The 22,639-nt window shown below is 55.5% G+C and carries 14 protein-coding genes; 7 read left to right on the top strand and 7 right to left on the bottom strand.

Going from position 1 to position 22,639, the window contains the following annotated elements; all coding sequences use genetic code 11:
- Nucleotides 1–41: 41 nt before the first annotated feature.
- Together ACJ8M3_RS19165 and speG are read left to right on the top strand one after the other, a co-directional pair.
- Nucleotides 42–380, top strand: coding sequence for a hypothetical protein (locus tag ACJ8M3_RS19165; RefSeq protein ID WP_033644039.1), 339 nt, complete (start codon nt 42–44; stop codon nt 378–380).
- 106 nt (nt 381–486) lie between these two features.
- Nucleotides 487–1,038, top strand: coding sequence for a spermidine N1-acetyltransferase (speG, locus tag ACJ8M3_RS19160; RefSeq protein ID WP_004941631.1), 552 nt, complete (start codon nt 487–489; stop codon nt 1,036–1,038).
- Nucleotides 1,039–1,108: 70 nt separating this feature from the next.
- On the opposite strand, the gene ACJ8M3_RS19155 is transcribed toward speG, so the two are convergent.
- The 4 genes from ACJ8M3_RS19155 to ACJ8M3_RS19140 all read right to left on the bottom strand — a co-directional run bounded on the left by ACJ8M3_RS19155 (nt 1,109) and on the right by ACJ8M3_RS19140 (nt 11,180).
- Nucleotides 1,109–2,413 (bottom strand): hypothetical protein, encoded by a 1,305-nt coding sequence (locus ACJ8M3_RS19155; RefSeq protein ID WP_047025624.1) that lies wholly within the window; start codon nt 2,411–2,413, stop codon nt 1,109–1,111.
- Between the two features lie 746 nt (nt 2,414–3,159).
- The gene (locus ACJ8M3_RS19150; RefSeq protein ID WP_048795068.1) at nt 3,160–3,522 is read right to left on the bottom strand and encodes a DUF596 domain-containing protein; all 363 of its coding nucleotides are present in this window, start codon (nt 3,520–3,522) and stop codon (nt 3,160–3,162) included.
- An 8-nt stretch (nt 3,523–3,530) separates the two neighbouring features.
- Nucleotides 3,531–9,452, bottom strand: a complete 5,922-nt coding sequence (locus ACJ8M3_RS19145) for a DUF637 domain-containing protein (RefSeq protein ID WP_047025623.1) — start codon at nt 9,450–9,452, stop codon at nt 3,531–3,533.
- A gap of 60 nt (nt 9,453–9,512) precedes the next feature.
- Nucleotides 9,513–11,180 carry a ShlB/FhaC/HecB family hemolysin secretion/activation protein gene (locus ACJ8M3_RS19140; RefSeq protein ID WP_089197319.1) on the bottom strand — a complete coding sequence of 556 codons (1,668 nt, stop codon included), beginning with the start codon at nt 11,178–11,180 and terminating at the stop codon, nt 9,513–9,515.
- Nucleotides 11,181–11,550: 370 nt separating this feature from the next.
- Here ACJ8M3_RS19140 and ACJ8M3_RS19135 point away from each other — a divergent pair, with 370 nt between their 5' ends.
- Both ACJ8M3_RS19135 and ACJ8M3_RS19130 read left to right on the top strand, forming a co-directional pair.
- Nucleotides 11,551–13,005, top strand: coding sequence for an SIR2 family protein (locus ACJ8M3_RS19135; RefSeq protein ID WP_089197320.1), 1,455 nt, complete (start codon nt 11,551–11,553; stop codon nt 13,003–13,005).
- A complete protein-coding gene (locus ACJ8M3_RS19130; RefSeq protein WP_042785184.1) occupies nt 13,002–13,493 on the top strand; it encodes a TIR domain-containing protein in 492 nt (163 codons plus the stop codon). Before ACJ8M3_RS19135 ends, ACJ8M3_RS19130 begins: the two co-directional genes overlap by 4 nt.
- Before the next feature lie 65 nt (nt 13,494–13,558).
- Here ACJ8M3_RS19130 and pstB read toward each other — a convergent pair whose 3' ends face one another.
- Genes pstB through ACJ8M3_RS19115 form a run of 3 tightly spaced genes read right to left on the bottom strand, consistent with a single transcriptional unit; the run spans nt 13,559 to nt 18,217 of the window.
- The gene (pstB, locus tag ACJ8M3_RS19125) at nt 13,559–14,371 is read right to left on the bottom strand and encodes a phosphate ABC transporter ATP-binding protein PstB (protein WP_004941613.1); all 813 of its coding nucleotides are present in this window, start codon (nt 14,369–14,371) and stop codon (nt 13,559–13,561) included.
- Nucleotides 14,372–14,399: 28 nt separating this feature from the next.
- On the bottom strand, nt 14,400–16,049 hold the full coding sequence (gene pstA / locus ACJ8M3_RS19120) for a phosphate ABC transporter permease PstA (protein ID WP_033644042.1): 1,650 nt from the start codon (nt 16,047–16,049) through the stop codon (nt 14,400–14,402).
- Nucleotides 16,046–18,217 carry an ABC transporter permease subunit gene (locus ACJ8M3_RS19115; protein ID WP_123061890.1) on the bottom strand — a complete coding sequence of 724 codons (2,172 nt, stop codon included), beginning with the start codon at nt 18,215–18,217 and terminating at the stop codon, nt 16,046–16,048. The genes pstA and ACJ8M3_RS19115 overlap by 4 nt, the downstream gene beginning before the upstream one ends.
- A gap of 396 nt (nt 18,218–18,613) precedes the next feature.
- Between ACJ8M3_RS19115 and ppk1 the strand changes: the two genes are divergently transcribed.
- The 3 genes from ppk1 (at nt 18,614) to ACJ8M3_RS19100 (ending at nt 22,602) form a co-directional block, all read left to right on the top strand.
- Nucleotides 18,614–20,677 (top strand): polyphosphate kinase 1, encoded by a 2,064-nt coding sequence (gene ppk1 / locus ACJ8M3_RS19110; protein WP_089197322.1) that lies wholly within the window; start codon nt 18,614–18,616, stop codon nt 20,675–20,677.
- A gap of 10 nt (nt 20,678–20,687) precedes the next feature.
- Nucleotides 20,688–22,238 carry an exopolyphosphatase gene (gene ppx / locus ACJ8M3_RS19105; protein ID WP_033632396.1) on the top strand — a complete coding sequence of 517 codons (1,551 nt, stop codon included), beginning with the start codon at nt 20,688–20,690 and terminating at the stop codon, nt 22,236–22,238.
- Between the two features lie 181 nt (nt 22,239–22,419).
- Nucleotides 22,420–22,602, top strand: coding sequence for a YfgG family protein (locus tag ACJ8M3_RS19100; RefSeq protein WP_004941600.1), 183 nt, complete (start codon nt 22,420–22,422; stop codon nt 22,600–22,602).
- Nucleotides 22,603–22,639: the final 37 nt, after the last annotated feature.

Here is a 22,639-nt window from a genome sequence, read left to right as displayed (position 1 = left end):
CACGGCCCGCTCCTTAAATAAAACGAATGGAGAGCCCCTCGATGGACGGATTTGTACTCATGGCGATCAAACGAATCGCGGTAGAAACGGCATTTTTCTGTGAAGGCCCCTATGACAGCGATAACGGATTTGAGCGTCTGATGGCCTGTAAAACCCGCAGCGACTTGAACAATAGCGCGTTTGGCGATGTCTTCCTGCATTCGTTTCTTCGCGGCAAAAGCGTGGAAGAAATAAAAAGCGTTGTCCTAAATTCGGCAATTCAATTGATTGTTGCGATTAAAAAAGTATCGGCGGAAATCGCCGAACAAATTTTATTGCAGACTCCATTGCCACCAGAGGCCATAAGTGTCGCCAGGCCAGCTAATACCTGCACCGTCTGAAGTCTGAACCTTGCCTAAACGGCGCCCACGCGGCGCCGTTTTTTTTCGCCTTCATCCATTCTGTGAAGTTATACTTTGCACAATTTCACGGCACAGAGGAGCCCACATGTCCAGCACTGCCAGCGTCAGGTTACGCCCATTGGAACGGGACGATCTGTCGTTCGTCCACCAGATGGACAACAACGCCAGCGTTATGCGCTATTGGTTTGAAGAACCCTACGAAGCCTTTGTCGAACTTTCCGATCTCTACGACAAACACATCCACGATCAGAGCGAGCGCCGCTTTATCATCGAGCACGAAGGCGCCAAGGTCGGCCTGGTGGAACTGGTGGAGATCGATCACATCCACCGCCGCGCAGAATTCCAGATCATCATCGATCCCGCCCACCAGGGCAAAGGCTACGCCAGCACCGCCGCCCGCCTGGCGATGGACTACGGCTTCTCGGTGCTGAACCTGTACAAGCTGTACCTGATCGTCGACAAGGAGAACCCGAAGGCGATCCACATCTACAGCAAGCTGGGCTTCAACGTGGAAGGCGAGCTGATCGACGAGTTCTTCGTCAACGGCGAATACCGCACCGTGCTGCGCATGTGCATCTTCCAGCCGCAATATCTGGCGAAGTTCAAAACGCCCAATGATAAGCCGCTGGTGAAGTGACGGCTAGCGAGAAAAAGAGAAAACCCGCGCTGGCGGGTTTTCTTCTATTAGATAAAAGGCATTAACCCGGTTAGTTCGCTATCTTAAGCGCTCTAAAACCGGTGCCGGCGCTATTCTCCTCCCCCAGCATCACTCGCTCAAACCCCATCTTCCCTTTTCTGTTCGTCAGCAGGCTTAGCGACGTATTGCCTTCGCTCCAGGGGTAATCGATAGCGACCACACGGGCACCGGAGGCATGCATTTCAATCAAATCGGTATTGCCATTGATAATTTTAGTTCCCTCTTTCGCCACGCTGAAGGCACTGGCATTAATTGAATATCCATTGTTTGCCCCCGAAGGCAATCCGATGACCAAACAGTTCTGACCAGAATTTTTGACTTTACCCACATCAAGAGATGAAACGGACACCAGAGCACTTTGGCTATCGATCGTGACCGAATTCGATCCCGAATTAATGCTGGCCTCGATAACTTTGTTGAGTGAAAAGGTGCCTGCCGTATTTTCCGTTCCTCCCTCCGCGCGTATGGAGTCAATATAAAGCTGACTGACACTGCTATTGACGCTTCCTGACGCTTTAACGATCCCTTTGCAAGACTCTGCCGTTGTGCCATACAAAAAGAACCCTGTCGAAGGGCGGTTAGAACAAACGATAGAAATACCGTGCAGGCCGGTAAACGCCACGCTGCAGCCAATCAGGGTGATGCCACGGCAATCTACAAATAAAAAACCGTGGCATGGCGCCTGGTTAACATAGCTCTCTGGGCCACCAAACGCTTTGCAATTGATGAAAACGGCCTCTTGTAATGCCTCAGCATAAAAACAAGGCGCTGTTGCCGTCAGATTGGTATGTTTTACCAGGACGTTTATTGCCGTTAGCGTCTGGGAGACTTTGTCCGACGGATTATCATCGTTATCCGGCTCGATAACAATGCCGATACCGCTATCCGCCAAATTATCAATATTGATATTCTCCAGAATAAAACCGTCATAGGGCTTACGTAAAACAATTGCGCTCCCGGTATGGCTGGCCATATTGATAGAGATATCTTTGACGCACACGCCAACGGTAGAGTACCCCGTAATATCGGAGTCAAATTTGAAAACGGCCCCCAGCTCCCCCAGGTCAGCCGTAAGGAGTAACTTCGTTGACTGAATTCCTTCGCCAACGATGTGTACACCTGGCTTTAAAAAAACGATCTGCCTCTTGATGCTGTAGGTACCGGCGGGCACGATGACCTTACCGCCGAGGGATTCCCAGACCGGGTTAGGATTCTCATTGATTTTCTTGGCAAGACGAAGAAATGCGTTAGTTAAATCATTTCCTTCACCCGCCTCAACAAAGTCGAGAATATTCATTGCACCGGATGACGCCATATTACTTCTCCTGTTTACACTGTCTCACTGTAGGTTCGGCTCTCCTGTCACAGAACTGAGCCAAGGCTTGAACAAACAGATTATCCGCAAACATCAAAATGCAAAGGCATATGCTGTTGTGTAATCGATGACAGATCACTCATCACCCGAGAAAATAATGCGTCCTTATAGGACTGTCTTTTTCCGAAAAAAGGGAAGTATTCTATGAACGCGCTCACATAACGGAGTTACGTTAACAACAAAGTCACATTAAAAGGGTAAGATTAAATAAAAATTCAGACCTATTTATGTTACCTACGAGCGAGAAATTTCATGCATAAAGTATCAAGCTTACTTATCCTTATTAGCCTCATTATTTTAATTATCGTGTTTTCACTGAATCTCTATGGCCACTACGCCGTCAGTAACTCAAACGCTGCACCGCTGTTTTCCCCGCTCTGGTGGACGCGCTGGTTCCCGCTCTATGCCTCGGGCGCTGCATTGCTATTGGTAGGGGTAGTATTGCGAGTTTCGGGGCGGGGACGATAAAACCCAATTTCATCGTAGATATTGCAAAGCAATATATTCTACCATATTCATTATCAAAGCAAATATTTCCACAATGCGTATATATTGCAAACCAAATAATATTAAAAATAAAATAAAATCAATGTGTTAATTTTTGATTGCTGCGTAATAAAAAACCCGCTTTTGCGGGCTTTTTATTATCTGTTAACAGATTACCATTCTACAGATAGTATCAGTAACTACGTCCAATCCTGGTAGCCGTCTTCATGAATCCAAACAAGACCACCAGGGCATTCCTCTTCATAGAACCAAATATCTTCATTTTTTGTTTTCCATTCCTCTTCTGTCTTAGGGAATGCAGCCTTGTAATGTGTTAACTGTTCTTCAATGTCTCCCTCAAGGAATTGACCATGTTTGCCTAACCTTACTCTCCCTTCAGCCATAAGGTGATGAATCAAATCGAAAAAATAGTTTTTCTTATCTTCGTAGGACAATGTATTCCTATCAAAATTATCAGCTCTCATAGCTGACCATACGGTTCCAATGGAAGCACCGTCCAACTCTTCACTAAACAGTTTGTATTGATCATCGCTATACAACATGGTAGCCCTCATCGAAATTTGATTTCTACTCTTTTTTTCACTTTACCTTGAAGCGCATTCAGGTGTTCATTATCTATGATATCAATCGTCCAACGTGCTTTGGTATCTTCCTTGCTACTTGAAACACTTCTAAGAGTTAATTTCTCACCTGTTTTTTCATTTAAAACCACCGTCCATAGTGCATCTTTTCTGACTTCTATTAATGGTTTCCCTCCGGTAAGAGATTGCGCATAATCGAAGATCGCCTGTTTCGATAAATTCTCAGTGGCAAACACTTTTGTATTACCTTGCTTGTTGCTGCCGCCCTCACCTAACACCTGCTCAAACTGCTGACCAAACACGTTCAGCTTACTTTCGTTCTGTTTCGGGTCAAACACCTTGACCAACTGGTTAGTGTTAACCTTCTGTATTTCCCGTAGATAATCTGCCGTTTTAGTCGACAAATTCGCCCCGGCTGCTGTTTCTCCTTTGATAAAATCGGCAACCGGCTGAGTGTTGAACGTTTTTGTTCTGTATAATTCATCGGAAGCGTTCACCAGCTGTCGGCTCAACTTCCTCACGCTGTCTTCGGTCTTACCCAAAATCAATGTGCTGCCGGTCGTTACGGCGCCCGTGCCAATGATGGCCTCAGGTGCCACAATATCCGCCGCATAAATACCGGCTTGGTTCAGGCAAAGCGCGGGGTTAGTTTTGCAACCGGCAATCGCCAATCTTGCAGCCAGAACCAATTCTGGCGCAGCTCCCACCAGCGTCATCCCCCCCGCAGTAAGTACCAGACCGCCACCACCTACTGTCGCCACTATTGCGGCAGCTTCTCGGCGAGCCACAACACGTTTTGCCGCAGCAACATCGCCTTTACCAGCGGCCAAAATGTCTTTCTGATTATCAAGCGCATACTGCATCAACATATGCTCGGTCATGTTGTAGCGATAAACCGACTGTGCACTGTCCGCAGCGCTGTAGGCGCCCTCCGGTGTATGCGTTGCCAACGCCCCGGTCAAAGCCCCGATCACTCGTGCCGTTTGCTCTTTTACTTCATTGCCGTTTAGCGCCTCCTGCAGACGGTAGAGCTGGCGTTCTTTTTCGTTGAGATTGGCCGGTTCGAACAGCGTACTCTGCATCACAACGCCGGCCAGCTCCGCCGCCAGCGCCCCGGCAGCAGCCCCTTTACCGTCACCGCGCCCGATTTCCGCGGCGATGCCCGCCACAACCGCATGACTGACTGACTTCCCGGCCGCGCCCAGGACTTCGCCGTTATCCCCGATCAGATTGGCGCCCTCGGCCTGAACCTGGCTGCCGATGTTCGCCAACAGCGCATTGGTCAAGTTGTCTTTGAAGCTGCCGCCATTGATGGCGGTATTCAGGCTGGAGCTGATGACCGATTGCCCGGCCACCCGCTGCGCCACCTTGCTCCAGTCGCCATTGCTCAGCTGCGGCAGTTTGACGTTGTTTGGATTGAGCGGTTTGCCCGCCGCGTCCTTGCTCCAACCCATCGCGCTGTCGAAACCGTTGAGCGCGCCGCCTATCGCCATCGCTGTGGCGGTCGCCTTGACGTTTTCATTGCTGCCCAGCGCCTGCAGGGTTTTCGACAGGTTGCCTTGATTCTCCACCAGCGCGACCGCCGCCTGGGAGGCCAGAGAAGACATCCCGGCGGTGACCGCGCCGCTGGTGACCGCCCCGCCGCCCACGGCGCCGGAAACGCTGGAGGCCGCCGTGGCCGCCAGTGAACTGCCTGCGGTCACCGCCGCAGCCGCGATGGCGATCACCGCCGCCACCGCCGGGTTCAAGTGCTGGCTCTTGTAATCCCAGCTGTCGTAGGCGTCCTTGACCTTGCTCCACTGCACGTCGTTGCGCTTATTCAGATCTTTGACCCAGGTGGTGCCGGGCGTATTGCCCAGCGCGTCGATAGCGCTTTGCAACGCCTGCCCGTTTTTTACCTTCACATCGGCGCTGACGCCCTTGGCGGCATCCACGGTCAAGGCGCCACCGGTATGAATGCTCGGCAGCACCCACTTATTGTCTTCGTAGCCTTTATTGGCCTGCTTGATAAAGAAGCCTTTCGAATTGCTGACGGTCTGTTCGAAAGAGGTATTTTTCACCGCGCGGAAGTTAACCTGGCCATGCGTGCTGGTCAGGCGCGCGTTTTGCCCAGCGGCGATCTTGCTGGCTTCATAGGTGCTGTCGTCGCGGCTCATGAGCGTGATATTGCCGGCGGCGGAAAACTCGGTAACCTTGTTGGTCACGTCATGGCGGGTCTGCTTAACCTCGGTTTTCTTGCCCCACCATTTGCGCTTGGTTTCCTTTTTCTCGTAGTGGCTGGACTCTTCCATCGCCTGAGCGTAGAGATAGCCGCCCTTGGCAGCGATATCCATATTGCCGGCGCGCATGGCTTCAGCCTGATTGTGGGCGTCGACCTGGGCTTTTTGCTTAGCCTCGTCCGCCCCTTTACTTATCGCCTCATTGCGGGCGGTTGCCAGACGTGATTGTGCGCCATCGCGATCTTGCGTGGCCTGAGTAAGGCGCTGCTGCGCATTATTGAACGCTGATTGCTCGGCATTTATTTCATTCGGAAGACTATTCGCACGCTTCTCTTTTTCTAAAAGTTCATGGGTGATGCCGATGCCTTCGGCTGTGAGGCCGGCACTTTCTTGCCATAGACTCCAATCGTTAATTTCCATCAACTTGCCATGCTTGGCGGAAAATTCCTGAATCTTTCTTAAATTATCTGCTTGTCTTTGTCTTAGCGTCTCCATGTCACGCTGCAACGTATTAAATTCATTGCTTTTACTGTTTTTCGCTTGTTCAGCCCGGCTCTTGTCCTGCAGAGCCTGATTGATACGCTGCTGTGCGTTTTGAAGCTGCTGTTCTGCAATGGCTATCTGGCTCCCCCAATCCGTCACCGCTACCGGCGGTTTCCAGTTTGCCCCCAACCCTTTCACTACCAGTTTGGTCGCCTGGAATAGAATGCTTCCGCCGGAAATCACCGTCATCAGGCCACCGGCATTCAGCTCGGTCCCTTGCTGGGTGCGAGTTTCGGTAAATTCGTTGCCACCTTCTCGGTAAGTGTGGTTTTGCACCGCCTCGAAGCGCATATCGCCGCCGGAGGTCAGCGTCATGTTGGCGCCGGAAGTCAACCTGGCACCGTAAGTCAGCAGTTGGTTGTTCGCCGCCGCGGTCAGATTTTTCCCGGCGCTGAGAGTAGTGACCACATGGCGGTCGTCTTTGTTGTTGTCGTTAGCGGCATCGATAGCGGAATAGGCGACGTTCGACAACCATAGATTCTGTCCGGCCAACAGCGTGATATTACCGTTGGCGGAGAGCGCGCCGCCCTGGGTGCCTATGTCGCGGGCCGAGTTAATCAGCAAATTGCCGCCGGCGTGTATCTTGCTGCCGAGTTCTGGGGTACGTGAAGTTGCAAAAAGATGCCCATAATTACCGCCCAGCGCCCGGTAGTTGAGGTCGGCATTATGCCCGGCCAGCAGCGTCACATCCTTGCCGGCATTGATGTTGACACCGCGCAGTGCCAGATAACCGCCGCTATTGAGAGAGACCGAACCAGTGGCGTTCAGTTTTCCTGTGTTCAACAGGCCATTGAAGTAGTGTTGCAACTTGTCTGATGGCAGATATTCACCGGGACGATCGCGCATCAGTACGGCATCATTTTTGATAAGAGAGATGCTACCGGAAGCAGTCATGCTGATATTGCGACTTTGTGGCGCCAGCAACGTATTTAGTAACGTAATGGTGCTGCCCGCCGTCAGCGTCAGGTCACGAGAGGCCAGCAGACTGCCCAGCCAACGCACACCATTCTGATGGTAGTAATTAGGCTTTTCGCTGGTGTGAACTTTTATCTCACCGGTACGCGCGGTAAGCGTGATGTCTTGCCCTTTCAGTTCGCTTTGCCATACATCGATAGTATTAACGGCGCTCAAATTCAGCTCTTTGCCGGCAGAAAGGATACCTTGACCCAGCACGATGCGGTCTTCGGCGATAGCGGTGATGTTGCCTACCGCGTTGATGGCATCGGTATTGACGATATTAGCCGCATGCAGGAGTACATTCTTTGCCTTGATAGTTTCCGGGCGCCCAGCCGTATTGATGTCGTTTAATTGGCTTTCATTGGGCATCACCGTTCTGATTTCGATCTGATTCTTGAAGTCTGCAGTCAGATTGCCATCAGCGACCATACCGCCATCAATTATACCGTCATAACTCCAACGGAAAGCTCGCTCTCCGGTATCGACATAACTTAATGGGGGGTAAGGCCATCCCAGCTTTTCATATTGGATGTAAGCTTCCGTATCTGGTTTAAATTTGTTGAAGCGTTCTTTTGTACCAAAGGCGTGGTTGATGGAACTGAAGGTATTACCTGTAAGGATCATATCTCCTTTAGCCTTCAGTTGGCTGGCATCATTCCACAATGAGCCAGCATTAATGTAGCTGTTTTTGCCAGACGCTATAATGGCAGGAGAAGAATTAGAGGTAACGCGGGTTCGAACTCGCTCATCGAGTATCCAATTAGCTAAGTGCCGATTTGCATAAGTACATTCCTCCGATGTCGTGCAAGGTAGCAGCCATTTCTCCCACTTCGACATGTCTTCTTTATAAAGATCTTGTCGGTTTTTTATATCTCCGTTTTTATACGCATTGAATACGCTACCAAATAATCGCATTCCTTCTTGATCAACAGGCTCTATTTGGTCAGAAATCGCCAATGTCTGCCGCACGTTATCGAGCTTGTCGGTACGAATAACCAGGTCGCCGCTGTTGGTTTGGATACGGGAAGAACGGTTTTCTACCCGAGTCGCTTTGTTTCCCTCCGCATCCTTCTGTATCCACAAGTTGTTGTTGGCTTGAATGTTAGCGTAATAGGTACCGACGTTACGTACGGTATCACCAAAGATACGAATATCATTGCCTGCAGCGATATTGGCGTCGTTATTTTCTATCGTTGCTGCGGCGAGCGTAACGTCACGTTCAGCACGCAAGCTCGATCGAGGCAGCGTTTGAATGGCCTGGCCACTTACATTCAAATCGGTTTGCGCATGTGTATTGCCCAAGATTATCTTGCCCTTCACGGATAGCATAATATCGCGTTGCCTCCCCTTCAGGTCGTTGAGGTTCACCCCCACCCCATCCTCGTTGGCCACCAGGCGGATTTTGTTGGCGTACATGCCGCCCAGCGCTTTGGTATCCACGGCCAGTAGGGGCTTAGCGCCTTCACCGGCGATCGGTTTGATGCTGCCGTCCTTGAAGCTGATGCGGTTGGTGCCCTGAGTCAGCGACAGATTTTGTGCATTGATTTTGCCGTTCAACTCGGTGGCGCGGCTGATGATATCGACATAGTCGGCGCCGCTGCCGTCCAGCCCTTTACCGCCGATGGTGACGCCGCCTTTTTTCACCTCCAACGCTTCCAGCGCGCCCTGCTTGTCGAACTGCGGTTTGCCGGTGGTCAGCGTCACGCCCGGCGCGTTGATAAAGCCGCAGCCGTCGCAGGTGATGCCATTCGGGTTGGCGATCATCACGTTGGCCTTGTTGCCGAATACCTCGAGTTTGCCCTGCAGCTCGGAACGACTGCCGCCGATCACCTCATTGATGATCAACTCCGCCGGTTTTCCCTTCAGGTAGGTGTTGCCCTGCGCGCTGTAGATCTCCACGCCCAGTTGCGTTTTGCCGCCGTGAGTGGCGTTATTCAACACGGCGCCCTGTGGCCCAACGTTGAAATCTTTATAGGTGTTGTGGGAGATGCCCGCACCGTTCGGCGTGGCGATATTCACCACCGGCACGTCGCCCGGCTTGATAACCACCTGCGTATTGCCGTTGGCGGCGGTAATACCGGCAGCAAACGCCGGGTGTAATGGCTGGAAAGCCGTCAGGTAAATCAGCAAATAGCTGGCGCCCCGCGCCAGCGGATGATTGAGCTTATCCATATTCATTCCTTCGAAAGGATGTTGTTTTGAACGCCGAGGCGCTCCTGCTGTGTGCTGGCGTTATAACGTGACGGTGGCTTGCCAGTAGGCCACCCAACGATCCGGTTGCAGACTGTCTGGGTGCGTCAGCGGTTTACCGACGGTGACCGCCTGATTGAACCAGCGGCCGCTTAGCGTGGCGCCCAGCGCCGCACCGACGACGCTGCCGCCGTCTATCTGCCCGGCGCGCCCCTGCAGCCAGCCGGCGTCTAACGCGCCGGTCAAAGAAAGCTCCCCCAGCCTCGGCAACGTCTGCCATTGCCAGTTGAGTTCATTGCGCCAGTAGGCGCCGCGATTACCGGTCAGGTACTGCTCTTTAAAGCCACGCACCGAGTATTGCCCGCCGATGGAAATGCGCTCGCCGGCATACAGATTGTCTGCGCTGGTTTGCCCGTAGGCCGAGGTCAGGTAGTAAAGAGAGGGGGCGAGCGGATAGAAATAACTGGTGCTGAGGCCAAGCTTACGGAACTCACTGCGCGGCGCCCCGTTGCGCTGCGGATCGTCGGCGGTGGCGCCCAGCATGCGCAGCCCACGGCTTACCGTCGGGTTCAGCGTCATATAGCCGCCGCCCGTGACCGCACTGTAATTGAGGCCCAGACTGGCGATGCTGAGCGTCGGGCTGCTGACGCCCAACCGTTCCCCCGCCAGCTTATTTTCCGTGGTGCGCCGCGCCAGCCCGATATCGATGGCCAGCTTACGTTTGCCATCCCGCAGCAACGTGCGGTTCGCGCCCAAACGCTGGGTCTGGTTGTTGCCCTGATAGCGGTAAGCGGCACCGTTGAACGGCACCTGCTGGAAAAAATCGTTCCAGGCGTACTGGTAGCTGAGCAGCCAATAGCCATAGGGTAAGGTGACGCTGCCGTTCAGGCTACGGCTGCGATGATGCGGGCTGAAATCGTTATTGCGCGCTGCGGAAAGCGACCATTGATCGGCGAGACGCAGCGGATTATCCAGCGAGAAGGCGACGTTCATCTGCCCGGTGCCGGTGCTTCTCTGGCCGCTGTTATCCGCGCCGAAAGAGAAAGAGACCGGTGCCCGCGCGGCGCCACGCAGCAAAACCACTTTGGAAAAGCCGGGTTGCTCGCCAGGTTGAATATCGATAGTCACCTGTTGTGACGGCAGGCGGTTGAGCTGCTCCATGCCCTGCTCGATATCGCGCAGATTCAGTACGTCGCCAACCAGGCCGGGAAACGCCATCTTCAACGCCAGCGTCTGCTCACCGTTTTGCGTGATGGACTCGATTCGCCCTTCGCTGACGCTGACGGCCAACACGCCGCGGGAGATATCCTGTTCCTGCAGCCAGGCCCGCGAGGTGACATAGCCACGTTGCAGATAAGCATTAGTGGTTTCGCGCACCAGACGGTTGATATGCTCTAGCGTCAGGCAACGCCCCTGATACGGGCGCGCCAGGCTTTCTTTTACCGACCAGGAAAGATGGTCGGCGCCATCAAAAACGATCTGCCGCACCGGCTGGCAAACCGCTCCTGCGGCGGCCGGCACTGGCAGCGGTAACGCCGGCAGTTCGACGCTATTTTGCAACGCCTCGCGCTGTTGCTGGGCCTGTTCCAGCAACGTTTTCTGCTGTTGGGTAATACTGTCGCGATCGGCAGGGTTGGTGATTTCCGCGCACCACGCAGAGCTGCAAAACGCCAAGAGCACAGGCCAAATCTTCAGCCTCCATGCACACATATTAATACATCCATTTACGTTAACTTACACACCTTGGCAGAGTATATACATTTTACGCCGCAAATCAATGATAATGAGAATTACTTCTATTTAATCAAAGTCACAATGTGACAAAAAATGCAGATATGCCACAACCAATGCATCTTATTACCCAGAGTGCATTTAATTAATATTAAAATTAAAAAAACAAATAATAAAAACAAATTAATTCAATATTAAAATAACACATTCAATATCGACAAAAACAAAAAAGCAGAGTTTACAAAGTTAACTTATCATCTTATCTTGATAGTTCTATTAGCATAATTAATTCATAAAAAACATAGTTGTTAATTAACTAATAAAGAAAAACAATGTTGGGAATAGCCTCATGTTTAACCGTAATATAGAACTGTTTATTCGAGATTACGCTAATGATATCAAAGCCGGCAGCGCTGCGCTGTTTGCCGGCGCCGGACTGTCCATCCCCGCCGGTTTCGTCAGCTGGAAAGAGCTTATCGGCGATATCGCTTATGAACTGGAGCTGGATATCGAAAAAGAGAGCGATCTTATTTCTCTGGCGCAATATCACCTCAATGAAAAAGGCAACAGACATAAGATAAATCAAAAAATAATTACAGAATTCGCTGAGCAAGCAGAAGAAACAGAAAACCACCGAATTATCGCCAGATTACCGATAGCGTCACTTTGGACCACTAACTACGACGACCTGATTGAAAAAACCTATGCCCGTTATAATCGCGTCTGCGACGTCAAAACTACACCGGAAAGCCTGACCAACAACATTCACAAACGTGATGTTGTCTTATATAAAATGCATGGTGACTATAGAAATCCCAACCAGGCGATTATCACTCGCGAACAATACGAAACTTACTCCCGTACACATCTTCCTTTTATCAACATGCTGATGGCGGAGCTGACTGCCAAAACCTTCCTGTTTATCGGTTTCAGCTTTGAAGACCCCAACCTGCAATATGTATTGAGCCGCCTTTACGCGCAGTACGGCGAAGGGCAGAGAAACCACTACTGCATCATGCGGCGCGTCCAGCTCGGCGACAACGGCAGCGAGGATCAGGCGTCTTGCGATTACAACAGCCGCAAACAAGGCTTGATGATTAACGATCTGCGCCGTTACGGCATTCAAACGCTGTTGGTGGATGACTATCGGCAAATCACCGACCTGCTGTATGCCATCGAAACGCAGTTCAAGAAAAGCACGGTGTTTATCTCCGGCAGCGCCGACAACTACCAGCCCTATGCCCGTGAAGAGTCCATCCAATTCATACATCGTCTGGCGCGCCTGCTTATCCGCAAACAGTATCGCATCGTCAACGGTTTCGGCTGGGGCGTAGGCACGGCGGTGATCAACGGCGCCTTGGAAGCCATTTACGACAGCCAGGGAAAAATCAGCGAAAGCCAGCTGGTACTGCGTCCTTTCCCCCAATTCGCCAGCGGCGGCATTACCCTACCGGCACTTTGGCACGAATACCGTCAGAACATGATTTCGCTCAGCGGCATCGCAATCTTTTTGTTCGGCAACAAACGCAACGCCGAAGGCGAATACGTGCTGGCCGACGGTTTATTGAAAGAGTTCCAGATCGCCACGGAACAAGGCTGCGTCTGCATTCCTATCGGTTGTACCGGCAGCGCATCTGCCGAGATCTACCGAAAAATCAAGGAGGAGATGAAAGAAACCCTCTACTACCGCAACCCCGCCGCCATGAATCTGCTGGATCAGCTTAACGAACCGGGCAGCCTGGCGGAGAAGAAAAAAAGCCTGTTGGCGCTTATCGATATCATTACTAAGGATAACCCCCGATGACCAGAAAATGTTTTTACAGTTTCCATTATGAGCCGGACAACTGGCGCGCTTCTCAGGTACGCGAAATGGGCTCGCTGGAAGGTAACCGACCAGCCACGGATAACGATTGGGAGGAAGTGAAAAAAGGCGGTGACGCCGCTATCGCCGCTTGGATCAAGGGCCAGTTGGACAATCGCAGCTGCGCCGTGATTCTCGCCGGTAAAGATACCGCTAATCGCAAATGGATTAATTTCGAGATCTGCGAGGCTTGGAAAAAAGGCATGGGCGTGCTGGTGGTGTATATACACAATTTGAAAGACAGCGCCGGCGACCAAACCACGAAAGGTAAAAACCCTTTGGATTACATCAAGCTGGGTGACGCAAAGCTTTCCACAATCGCCAAAGCCTATGATCCGCCTTACCTGACCAGCACCAATGTCTATAACCACATCAAAGAAAATCTGGCTGAGTGGGTAGAAGAAGCGATCCGCATTCGCAAAAACTACTGACGCCCCTGATAGACGAAAGGCTGCATGGTTGTGCAGCCTTTCGTTTGTTCATAGCCCAAACGGCCTCACCCATACCGCCCGGTAATATAATCCTCGGTGCGGCGCTGGCGCGGCGACGTGAAAATGGCGTCGGTGTCGTTGTATTCCACCAGCCGCCCCTGATGAATAAAGGCGGTGTAGTCGGAGACGCGCGCCGCTTGCTGCATGTTGTGCGTCACCAGCACCACACTGTAACGCTGCTTCAGCGCCGAAATCAGCTCTTCGATGGTCAGCGTGGAGATCGGATCCAGCGCCGAAGTCGGCTCGTCGAGCAACAGCACTTCCGGCTCGATGGCGATGGCGCGCGCGATCACCAGGCGCTGCTGCTGGCCGCTGGACAAGCGGAAGGCGTTTTCGCGCAGCCGGTCCTTCACCTCATGCCACAGCGCGGCGGCGCGCAGCGAACGCTCCACCGCTTCATCCAGCAAGCGCCGGTCGCGCACGCCCTGCAAGCGCAGGCCGTACACCACGTTTTCATAGATCGATTTCGGGAACGGGTTCGGCCGCTGGAACACCATGCCCACTCGCCGCCGCAGCGCCGCCACGTCGATCTGCGCGCCGGAGATCGCCGCGCCGTTCAGCTGCAGTTCGCCCTCGATGCGGCAGTTGTCCACCAGATCGTTCATGCGGTTGAAACAGCGCAGCAGCGTCGATTTGCCGCAGCCCGAAGGGCCGATCAGGGCCGTTACCCGGTGTTTCGGGATACGCAGCGAGATATCGTGCAGCACCTGTTTGTCACCATAAAACAGGTTCAGGCCGTTGACCGCCAGCGCGGTCTGTTCATCGTCGAGATGCTGGACATCCAGCCGGGGCAAACTGCCTGGCGTCATCAAACCCATTACGCACTCCCCAAAAATAGCGTCATTGTTACTGCGACCATGCTCGGTACCGCTCCCTCAGCGAATGGCGGATGCCCATCGCCGCCAGATTCAAACTCACCACGATCGTCACCAGCAAGAAGGCGGTGGCGAACACCAACGGCCGCGCCGCCTCCACGCTCGGGCTCTGGAATGCCATATCGTAGATCTGGAAGCTCAAATGCATGAACTTCCGCTCAAGGTGCAGATACGGGAAAATCTCGTCCACCGGCAGCACCGGCACCGATTTCACGACCCCCACCAGCATCAGCGGCGCGGTCTCCCCGGCGGCGCGCGCCACCGCCAGGATCAGACCGGTCATCATCGCCGGCGCCGCCATTGGCAGCACGATGCGCCACAGCGTCTCGGCCCGGCTGGCCCCCAGCGCCATCGAGCCCTGCCGCAGCGAGGTGGGTATGCGCGACAACCCTTCCTCGGTGGCGACGATCACCACCGGCAGCGTCAGCAGCGCCAGCGTCAGCGCCGCCCACAGCACGCCGGGCGTGCCGAAGGTCGGGTTGGGCAGGGATTCAGGATAGAACAGCTGATCGAGCGTGCCGCCTATCATATAGACGAAGAAGCCGAGGCCGAATACGCCATAGACGATCGAGGGCACGCCGGCCAGATTGACCACCGCGATGCGGATCACCCGCGTCAGCAGATTGTTGCCGGCATATTCGTGCAGATACACCGCCGCGATCACGCCAAACGGCATCACCACGATCGACATCAGGATCACCATCAACACCGTGCCGAAAATGGCCGGGAACACCCCGCCCTCGGTATTCGCCTCACGCGGGCTGTCGATGAGAAACTTCTTCACCTGCTCGCCCCAGTGCGCCAGCTTCTCGGAGGTGCTCATGGCGTTCGGGTACCAGGCATCGCGCACCTGGCTGAGCGGAATGGTCAACGTCTGCCCGTGCATGTCGCGCAGCAGCAACGCGTCGCGCTGGCGATCGCGGTTCAGCCCCGCCAGACGTTCGGACAACAGCTGATACTGCCGCTGCAGCTCCAGCCGTTCGGCCTTGATGGCGTCTTGCGCGCGGGCGTCCAGCTTATCGTCGCGCTGCAGGCGCTTTTCCCGCAGCCGCAGCGCGTCAAACTGCTGATTGATGCGCGCCATGTCGCGGAATTGAATGTCGTGCGCCTGGCGTGAGAGCGCGGCGATTTGCGGCAGGCGCTGCTGCAACGCCTGCCCCAGATTGCGGCCGGTCAGCGGTTGCCCGTCTTCCAGCAGCCCCGCCAGATAGCCGTAAGCGGTGCCGTGGCTGTCGCGTTCCAGCACCAGCAGGCTGCGCGGCGTGCTTTGGCTGCGGATATCGCTGGCCAGCAAGGTGCGGAAATCCTGCCCCTCGCGCTCGCGGTTGCCGACCTTAATCAGATAACGTTCGACGTTCTGCGCCTCGCCCGGCGGCGTGACGCCCGCCTCGGCCAGCTGGCGCCGGGAAATGCTTTGTTGCTGGTACAACTCGCCGATCACCGTCACCGGCCCGGCACCGTTCTGATTCAGTTCGAACTGATAAACCGGGCTCGGCCAGAAATAGCGCATCCCCTGCCCGGCCAGCAGCAACAGAATGCCGATCAGCGCCAGCAGGCTGACGGCGACCGAACCGGCGGTCAGCCACACCCACGGTGACCCGCTCTTCACCCAGTTTTTCATGGCGCCTCCTGATTCGGCGTGTAGCGCTTGCGCAGCCGCAGGCGCACCGCCTCCGCCAGCGTGTTGAACACGAAGGTGAAGACAAACAGCACCAGCGCAGTCAGGAACAGCACGCGGTAATGGCTGCTGCCGGAAACCGCCTCCGGCATTTCGATGGCGATATTGGCCGCCAGCGCTCGCAGCCCCTGGAACAGGCTGCCGTCGATAATCGGCGTGTTGCCGGTGGCCATCAGCACGATCATGGTTTCTCCCACCGCGCGGCCAAAGCCGATCATCAGCGCGGAGAAAATGCCGGCGCTGGCGGAAGGCAGCACCACCTTGATCACCGTCTGCCATTGGGTGGCGCCCAGCGCCAAAGAACCCTGGCTCAGGGTGGCCGGCACGCTGAACAGCGCGTCCTCCGCCAGCGAGAAGATGATCGGCACCAGCGCGAACCCCATCGCCACGCCCACCACCAGCGCATTGCGCTGGTCATAATTATCCCCCAGCCAGAAATGCAGCGGCTCACCGAACAGCGCCACCTCCAGCCACGGCCCCAGGCTGAACGCCAGCCACACCGTCAACGCCAGCAGCGGTAACAGCAACAGCAGATCGACGCCCGGCCGGCAGCGCGGCATAAAGCGATGGGTCAACGCGCCGCACAGCAGCACCGCCACCGCCAACAGCAGCGGCAACGCCAGCACCGCCAACAGATACTGCTCGATGATCGGCGCCAGCCAGATGCCGGCCACCAGCCCGATCACCACCGTCGGCAACGCGCCCATCACTTCGATAGCCGGTTTGATCACTCGCCGTAGCCCCGGCGTCATAAAGTAAGCGGTATAGATGGCGCCGGCCAAGGCCAGCGGGATGGCGAACAGCATCGCGTAAGCCGCCGCCTTGAAGGTGCCGAAGATCACCGGCATCAGGCTGAATTTCGGTTGGTAGCTGTCTTCGCCGGAGGTGGACTGCCAGACATAGGCCGGCTGCGGGTAGTTCTCATACCACACCTTGCCCCACAGCGAACGCCAGGTGACGTCCGGATACGGGTTGTCGAGCGCATAGCGCTGCCAGCCCTGCGCGCTCTCCAGCAGCAGGCCATCGCCGCGCGGCGCGAACGCCATTTGCCGCACCTCGGCGCCCAAACGGGTATTCAGCAGCGGCTGGGATTGGATCGTGGAGAATAACGAGAAGCCGCCATCGGGCCGCAGGGTGGCGAACACCCGGCGATAAGGTTCAGCCACCGTCAGCTCCTGCCCGTCGGCGTCGTGGTCGAAATGCTGCACCGGCGTCAGTCGCCAGCGCTGCTCTTTTTCCACCTCAAACCACTCGCGCAGGTTGCCGTCGGCGCCCTTGATCAGCAGCGCGCTGCCGCCGGGCAGCGCCGTCATCTGGTACGGGGCGTGTTCGCCCAAGGTGCGCGTTTCACGCAGTTGCAGCTGCGCGCCGTCGATCTGGTAACGCGCCAGCCGGTTGCCCGCCAGCAGGTAAAGCTGGCGGCCATCCGGCGTCAGCACCAACTGCCCTGCGTCGTGTTCCAGCGGACGTTCGCTGAACTGCGGCGGCCGATCCGGGCTGAAACGGCCGAACACCAGCCGCCGATCGTCGGTCACCCCGGCCAGCAGATACTGCCCGCGATGCGCGTCCGCCAGCGACAACAGCTTCAGCGGCTTGCGCTGCAGATCCAGCGCCAGCGGCGGTTGGCCGAGTGGGAACAGCCACTGCGGCCGGCCGTTTTCCGCCGTGGCGAAATCCGCGCGCGCCACCACCAACCGGCCGTCGGCCTGCGCCAGCGCAAACAGATCCCGCTCTCCGGCGGCCTGCGCGAGCAGCGCCGGTTTGGCCAGCAGCGTTTGCTGCACCAGCGGTGTCTGGGCCTGGCCGCTCGGCGCCGGCGACAGACGATAAAATTGCCCCGTGCCCTGCGCATCGATGCGATAACCGACGCGCTGCTGCACGTCCATGCCCAGCGCCAGCGCCGGGGAAGACGCCACAATCGGCAGCGGCTGAACTTGCCCAAGCGAGGCCGGTTTGAACAGCGGCAGCACCGCAAACAGCAGATAAACGAAGATCAGCATCAACGTCATCAGCACCATCAGCCCGCAGGCGGTCACTGCCGCCTGCACGCCGCGGTCGATGCGCCCGCGCAGGCGATCTCGGGGATGTTGATTTGCCGTCGTCTGTGTCATGTGTCTCGCTGTCGCTGATGTAATCGGGCTTACGCCGTAAGATAACCGGGCATCTTATGTCAGTTTTATGACGTTTGCATGACAAAGTTACCCGACTCAACCCAGGTTTTTTACACTGCCAACAGACAATATGAATTTGATATATTGCTGAAAAATGACCATAAACACGCTTTATAACGCCAAGAATAAGCCTGCTAACCGTCATTTCATGCTGATCGTTTCACTGCCGGGCATCCCGCCGCGGGGAAAATTTATTGTCGGCGAAAAACGCCGCGCGCCAACGCAATGGATATGTTGGACTTTCCTGTCAATCTCTCGCAATAATGATGAAGGACACTAGAGCGGCATCCGGGCGCTGCGTCCCGGATCCTATTCTAAAATTGAACTGGAGTGGCAATGGGTCAGGAAAAGCTCTACATCGAAAAAGAACTAAGCTGGTTATCCTTTAATGAACGCGTGTTGCAGGAAGCCGCAGATAAGAGCAATCCCCTGATTGAACGAATGCGTTTTCTGGGCATTTACTCCAACAACCTCGACGAGTTCTATAAGGTCCGCTTCGCCGATCTCAAACGCCGCATCCTGATCAGCGAAGAGCAGGGCTCCGCCGGCGCCTCGCGCCACCTGCTGAAAAAGATCCAGGCCAAGGTGCTGAAAACCGATCAGGAATTCGACGGCCTGTACAACGATCTGCTGCTGGAAATGGCGCGCAACCAGATCTTCCTGATCAACGAACGCCAGGTGTCCGAAAACCAGCAAATCTGGCTGCGCCAGTATTTCAAACAGCATCTGCGCCAGCACATCACGCCGATCCTGATCAACCACGACACCAATCTGGTGCAGTTCCTGAAAGACGATTACACCTATCTGGCGGTGGAAATTATCCGCGGCGCGCGCACCGACTATGCGCTGCTGGAAATCCCGTCGGACAAAGTGCCGCGCTTCGTCAATCTGCCGCCGGAAGCGCCGCGCCGCCGCAAGCCGATGATCCTGCTGGACAACATTCTGCGTTACTGCCTGGATGAGATTTTCAAAGGCTTCTTCGACTACGACGCGCTCAACGCCTATTCGATGAAGATGACCCGCGACGCCGAGTACGATCTGGTGACCGAAATGGAATCCAGCCTGCTGGAACTGATGTCCTCCAGCCTGAAACAGCGCCTCACCGCCGAACCGGTGCGCTTCGTTTATCAGCGCGACATGCCGAACGAGATGGTGGAACTGCTGCGCGGCAAGCTGGGCATCTCCAACTACGATTCGGTGATCGCCGGCGGCCGCTATCACAACTTTAAAGACTTCATCAGCTTCCCGAACGTCGGCAAGGCCAATCTGGTCAACAAGCCGCTGCCGCGCCTGCGCCACATCTGGTTCGACGGTTTCCGCAACGGCTTCGACGCCATTCGCGAAAAAGACGTGCTGCTCTACTACCCGTACCACACCTTTGAGCACGTGCTGGAGCTGCTGCGCCAGGCGTCGTTCGATCCGAGCGTGCTGGCGATCAAAATCAACATCTACCGCGTGGCGAAAGACTCGCGCATCATCGAATCGATGATCCACGCCGCGCACAACGGCAAAAAGGTCACGGTAGTGGTCGAGCTGCAGGCGCGCTTCGACGAAGAGGCCAACATTCACTGGGCGAAGCGCCTGACCGAAGCCGGCGTACACGTAATCTTCTCGGCGCCGGGGCTGAAAATCCACGCCAAACTGTTCCTGATTTCGCGCCGTGAAGGCGATGAAATTGTGCGCTATGCTCATATCGGCACCGGCAACTTTAACGAAAAAACCGCGCGCATCTATACCGACTATTCGCTGCTGACCGCCGACTCGCGCATCACCAACGAAGTGCGCCGGGTGTTCAACTTTATCGAGAACCCCTACCGGCCGGTCACCTTCGACAACCTGATGGTGTCGCCGCAGAACTCGCGCCTGAAGCTGTATGAGCTGATCGACAACGAAATCGCCAACGCCCAGGCCGGGGAACAGGCCGGCATTATGTTGAAAATAAATAATCTGGTGGATAAAGGGCTGGTAGATCGGTTATATACCGCGTCCGGCGCCGGCGTGAAGATCCGCCTGCTGGTGCGGGGTATGTGTTCCCTGATTCCCAACCTGCCGGGGATCAGCGACAATATTCAGGTGATCAGCATCGTCGATCGCTTTTTGGAACACGATCGGGTTTACGTTTTCGACAACAAAGGTGACAAACGGGTGTATCTGTCCTCCGCCGATTGGATGACCCGCAACATAGATTACCGTATCGAAGTGGCGGTATCGCTGCTGGATCCGGCGCTGAGACAGCGCGTTCTGGACATTCTGGAGATCCTGTTCAGCGATACGGTCAAGGCCCGTTATGTGGATAAAGAACTGAGCAACCAGTACGTGCCGCGCGGCAACCGCCGCAAAGTGCGCGCCCAGGTGGCTATTTACGAGTATTTAAAAGCTCTGGAACAACCAGGACAGTAGGCCAGCAACTATGCCGCTAAAAAACACTGCAACGAACAAACCGCAGGAAATCGCCGCCATCGACCTCGGGTCGAACAGTTTCCACATGGTGATCGCCCGCGTCGTCAACGGCGCCTTACAAGTATTGGGCCGTTTAAAACAGCGGGTGCACCTCGCCGACGGATTGGACAGCAACAACGTACTCAGTGAAGAGGCGATAGAACGCGGCCTGGCCTGCCTGGCGCTGTTTGCCGAACGGCTGCAGGGCTTCCCGGCGGATAACGTCACCATCGTCGGGACCCACACCCTGCGCCAGGCGGTGAACGCCGAAGTGTTCCTCAAGCGCGCCGCCAAAGTGATCCCCTACCCGATCGAAATCATCGCCGGCCAGGAAGAAGCGCGCCTGATCTTCATGGGCGTGGAGCACACTCAACCGGAGAAAGGCCGCAAGCTGGTGATCGACATCGGCGGCGGCTCGACCGAGCTGGTGATCGGCGAAGACTTCGAGCCGCTGCTGGCGGAAAGCCGCCGCATGGGCTGCGTCAGCTTCGCCCAGCTGTTCTTCCCCGGCGGCGAGATCAGCAAAAACAACTTCCGCCGCGCGCGGCTGGCGGCGGCGCAGAAGCTGGAAACGCTGGCCTGGCAGTACCGCATTCAGGGCTGGCAGTACGCGCTGGGCGCCTCGGGCACCATCAAGGCCGCCCACGAAGTGCTGGTGGCGATGGGCGAAAAAGACGGTCTGATCACCCTCGAACGCCTGGAAATGCTCGCCGAACAGGTGCTGCAGTTCAAAAGCTTCAGCTCACTGAGCCTGCCGGGGCTGTCGGAAGATCGCCAATCGGTGTTCGTGCCGGGGCTGGCTATTCTGTGCGGCGTGTTCGATGCACTGGCGATCCGCGATCTGCGCCTGTCTGACGGTGCGCTGCGCGAAGGCGTGCTGTATGAAATGGAAGGCCGCTTCCGCCACCAGGACATCCGCAGCCGCACCGCCAAAAGCCTGGCCGATCACTACAACATCGACCGCGAACAGGCCAAGCGAGTGCTGGAAACCACCGAACTGCTCTATTCGCAGTGGATGGCGCAAAACACCAAGCTGGTGCATCCGCAATTGGAAGCCCTGCTGAAATGGGCCGCCATGCTGCACGAAGTGGGGCTGAGCATCAACCACAGCGGCATGCATCGCCATTCGGCCTACATTCTGCAAAACTCCAACCTGCCTGGCTTTAACCAGGAACAGCAGCTGCTGTTGGCGGCGTTGGTGCGTTTCCACCGCAAGGCGATCAAGCTGGAAGAGCTGCCGCGCCTCAACCTGTTCAAAAAGAAACACTACCTGCCGCTGATCCAACTGCTGCGTCTGAGCACCCTGCTCAACAACCAGCGCCAGTCGACCACCACGCCGGAAACGCTGCGCCTGACCACCGACGACAACCACTGGACGCTGCGCTTCCCGGCCGGCTACCTGGCGCAAAACAACCTGGTGCAGTTGGACTTCGAGCGCGAGCAGGCCTACTGGAACGACGTCGTCGGCTGGAAGCTTCTGATCGACGAAGAAGGTTCGCAAGACGAACAACGCTCCGCCTGATCCCCCGCCCCCTGCCAGCCAGGGGGTTTTTCTTTCCGCCCCCGCTCCGCCAACCTAAACGAAACCCTAATACGGCGCGCCGCTCGCCGGAAAAAAATGGACAACTTTTGTCATCAGCGCCTAAAATCCGGTTACAAATTCTCGAGCGAATAACACAGGACACCGGCATACCGGGTGATATATGCGCAAGAAAACCACCGGACAGATGACGAAGATAGTGTTGTTTATCAGCTTTATCATTTTAGTCGGCCGACTGCTGTACGCCGCCGTGGTGGCGGTGCCTCATCATCAGGAAAAAAAGCAGGCCGCTGCGCAAAACGCCGCCGAAGTCAGCGCGCCGCAACAGGACGCCTCCTCTGAATAACCGCCGCGCCCCGTCCGTTTCATAAAAATGACTCCGG

The organism is Serratia sp. CY55921, assembly GCF_052167655.1.
Classification (GTDB): Bacteria; Pseudomonadota; Gammaproteobacteria; order Enterobacterales; family Enterobacteriaceae; genus Serratia; species Serratia ureilytica.
This window is presented reverse-complemented; position numbering and strand designations above follow the sequence as displayed.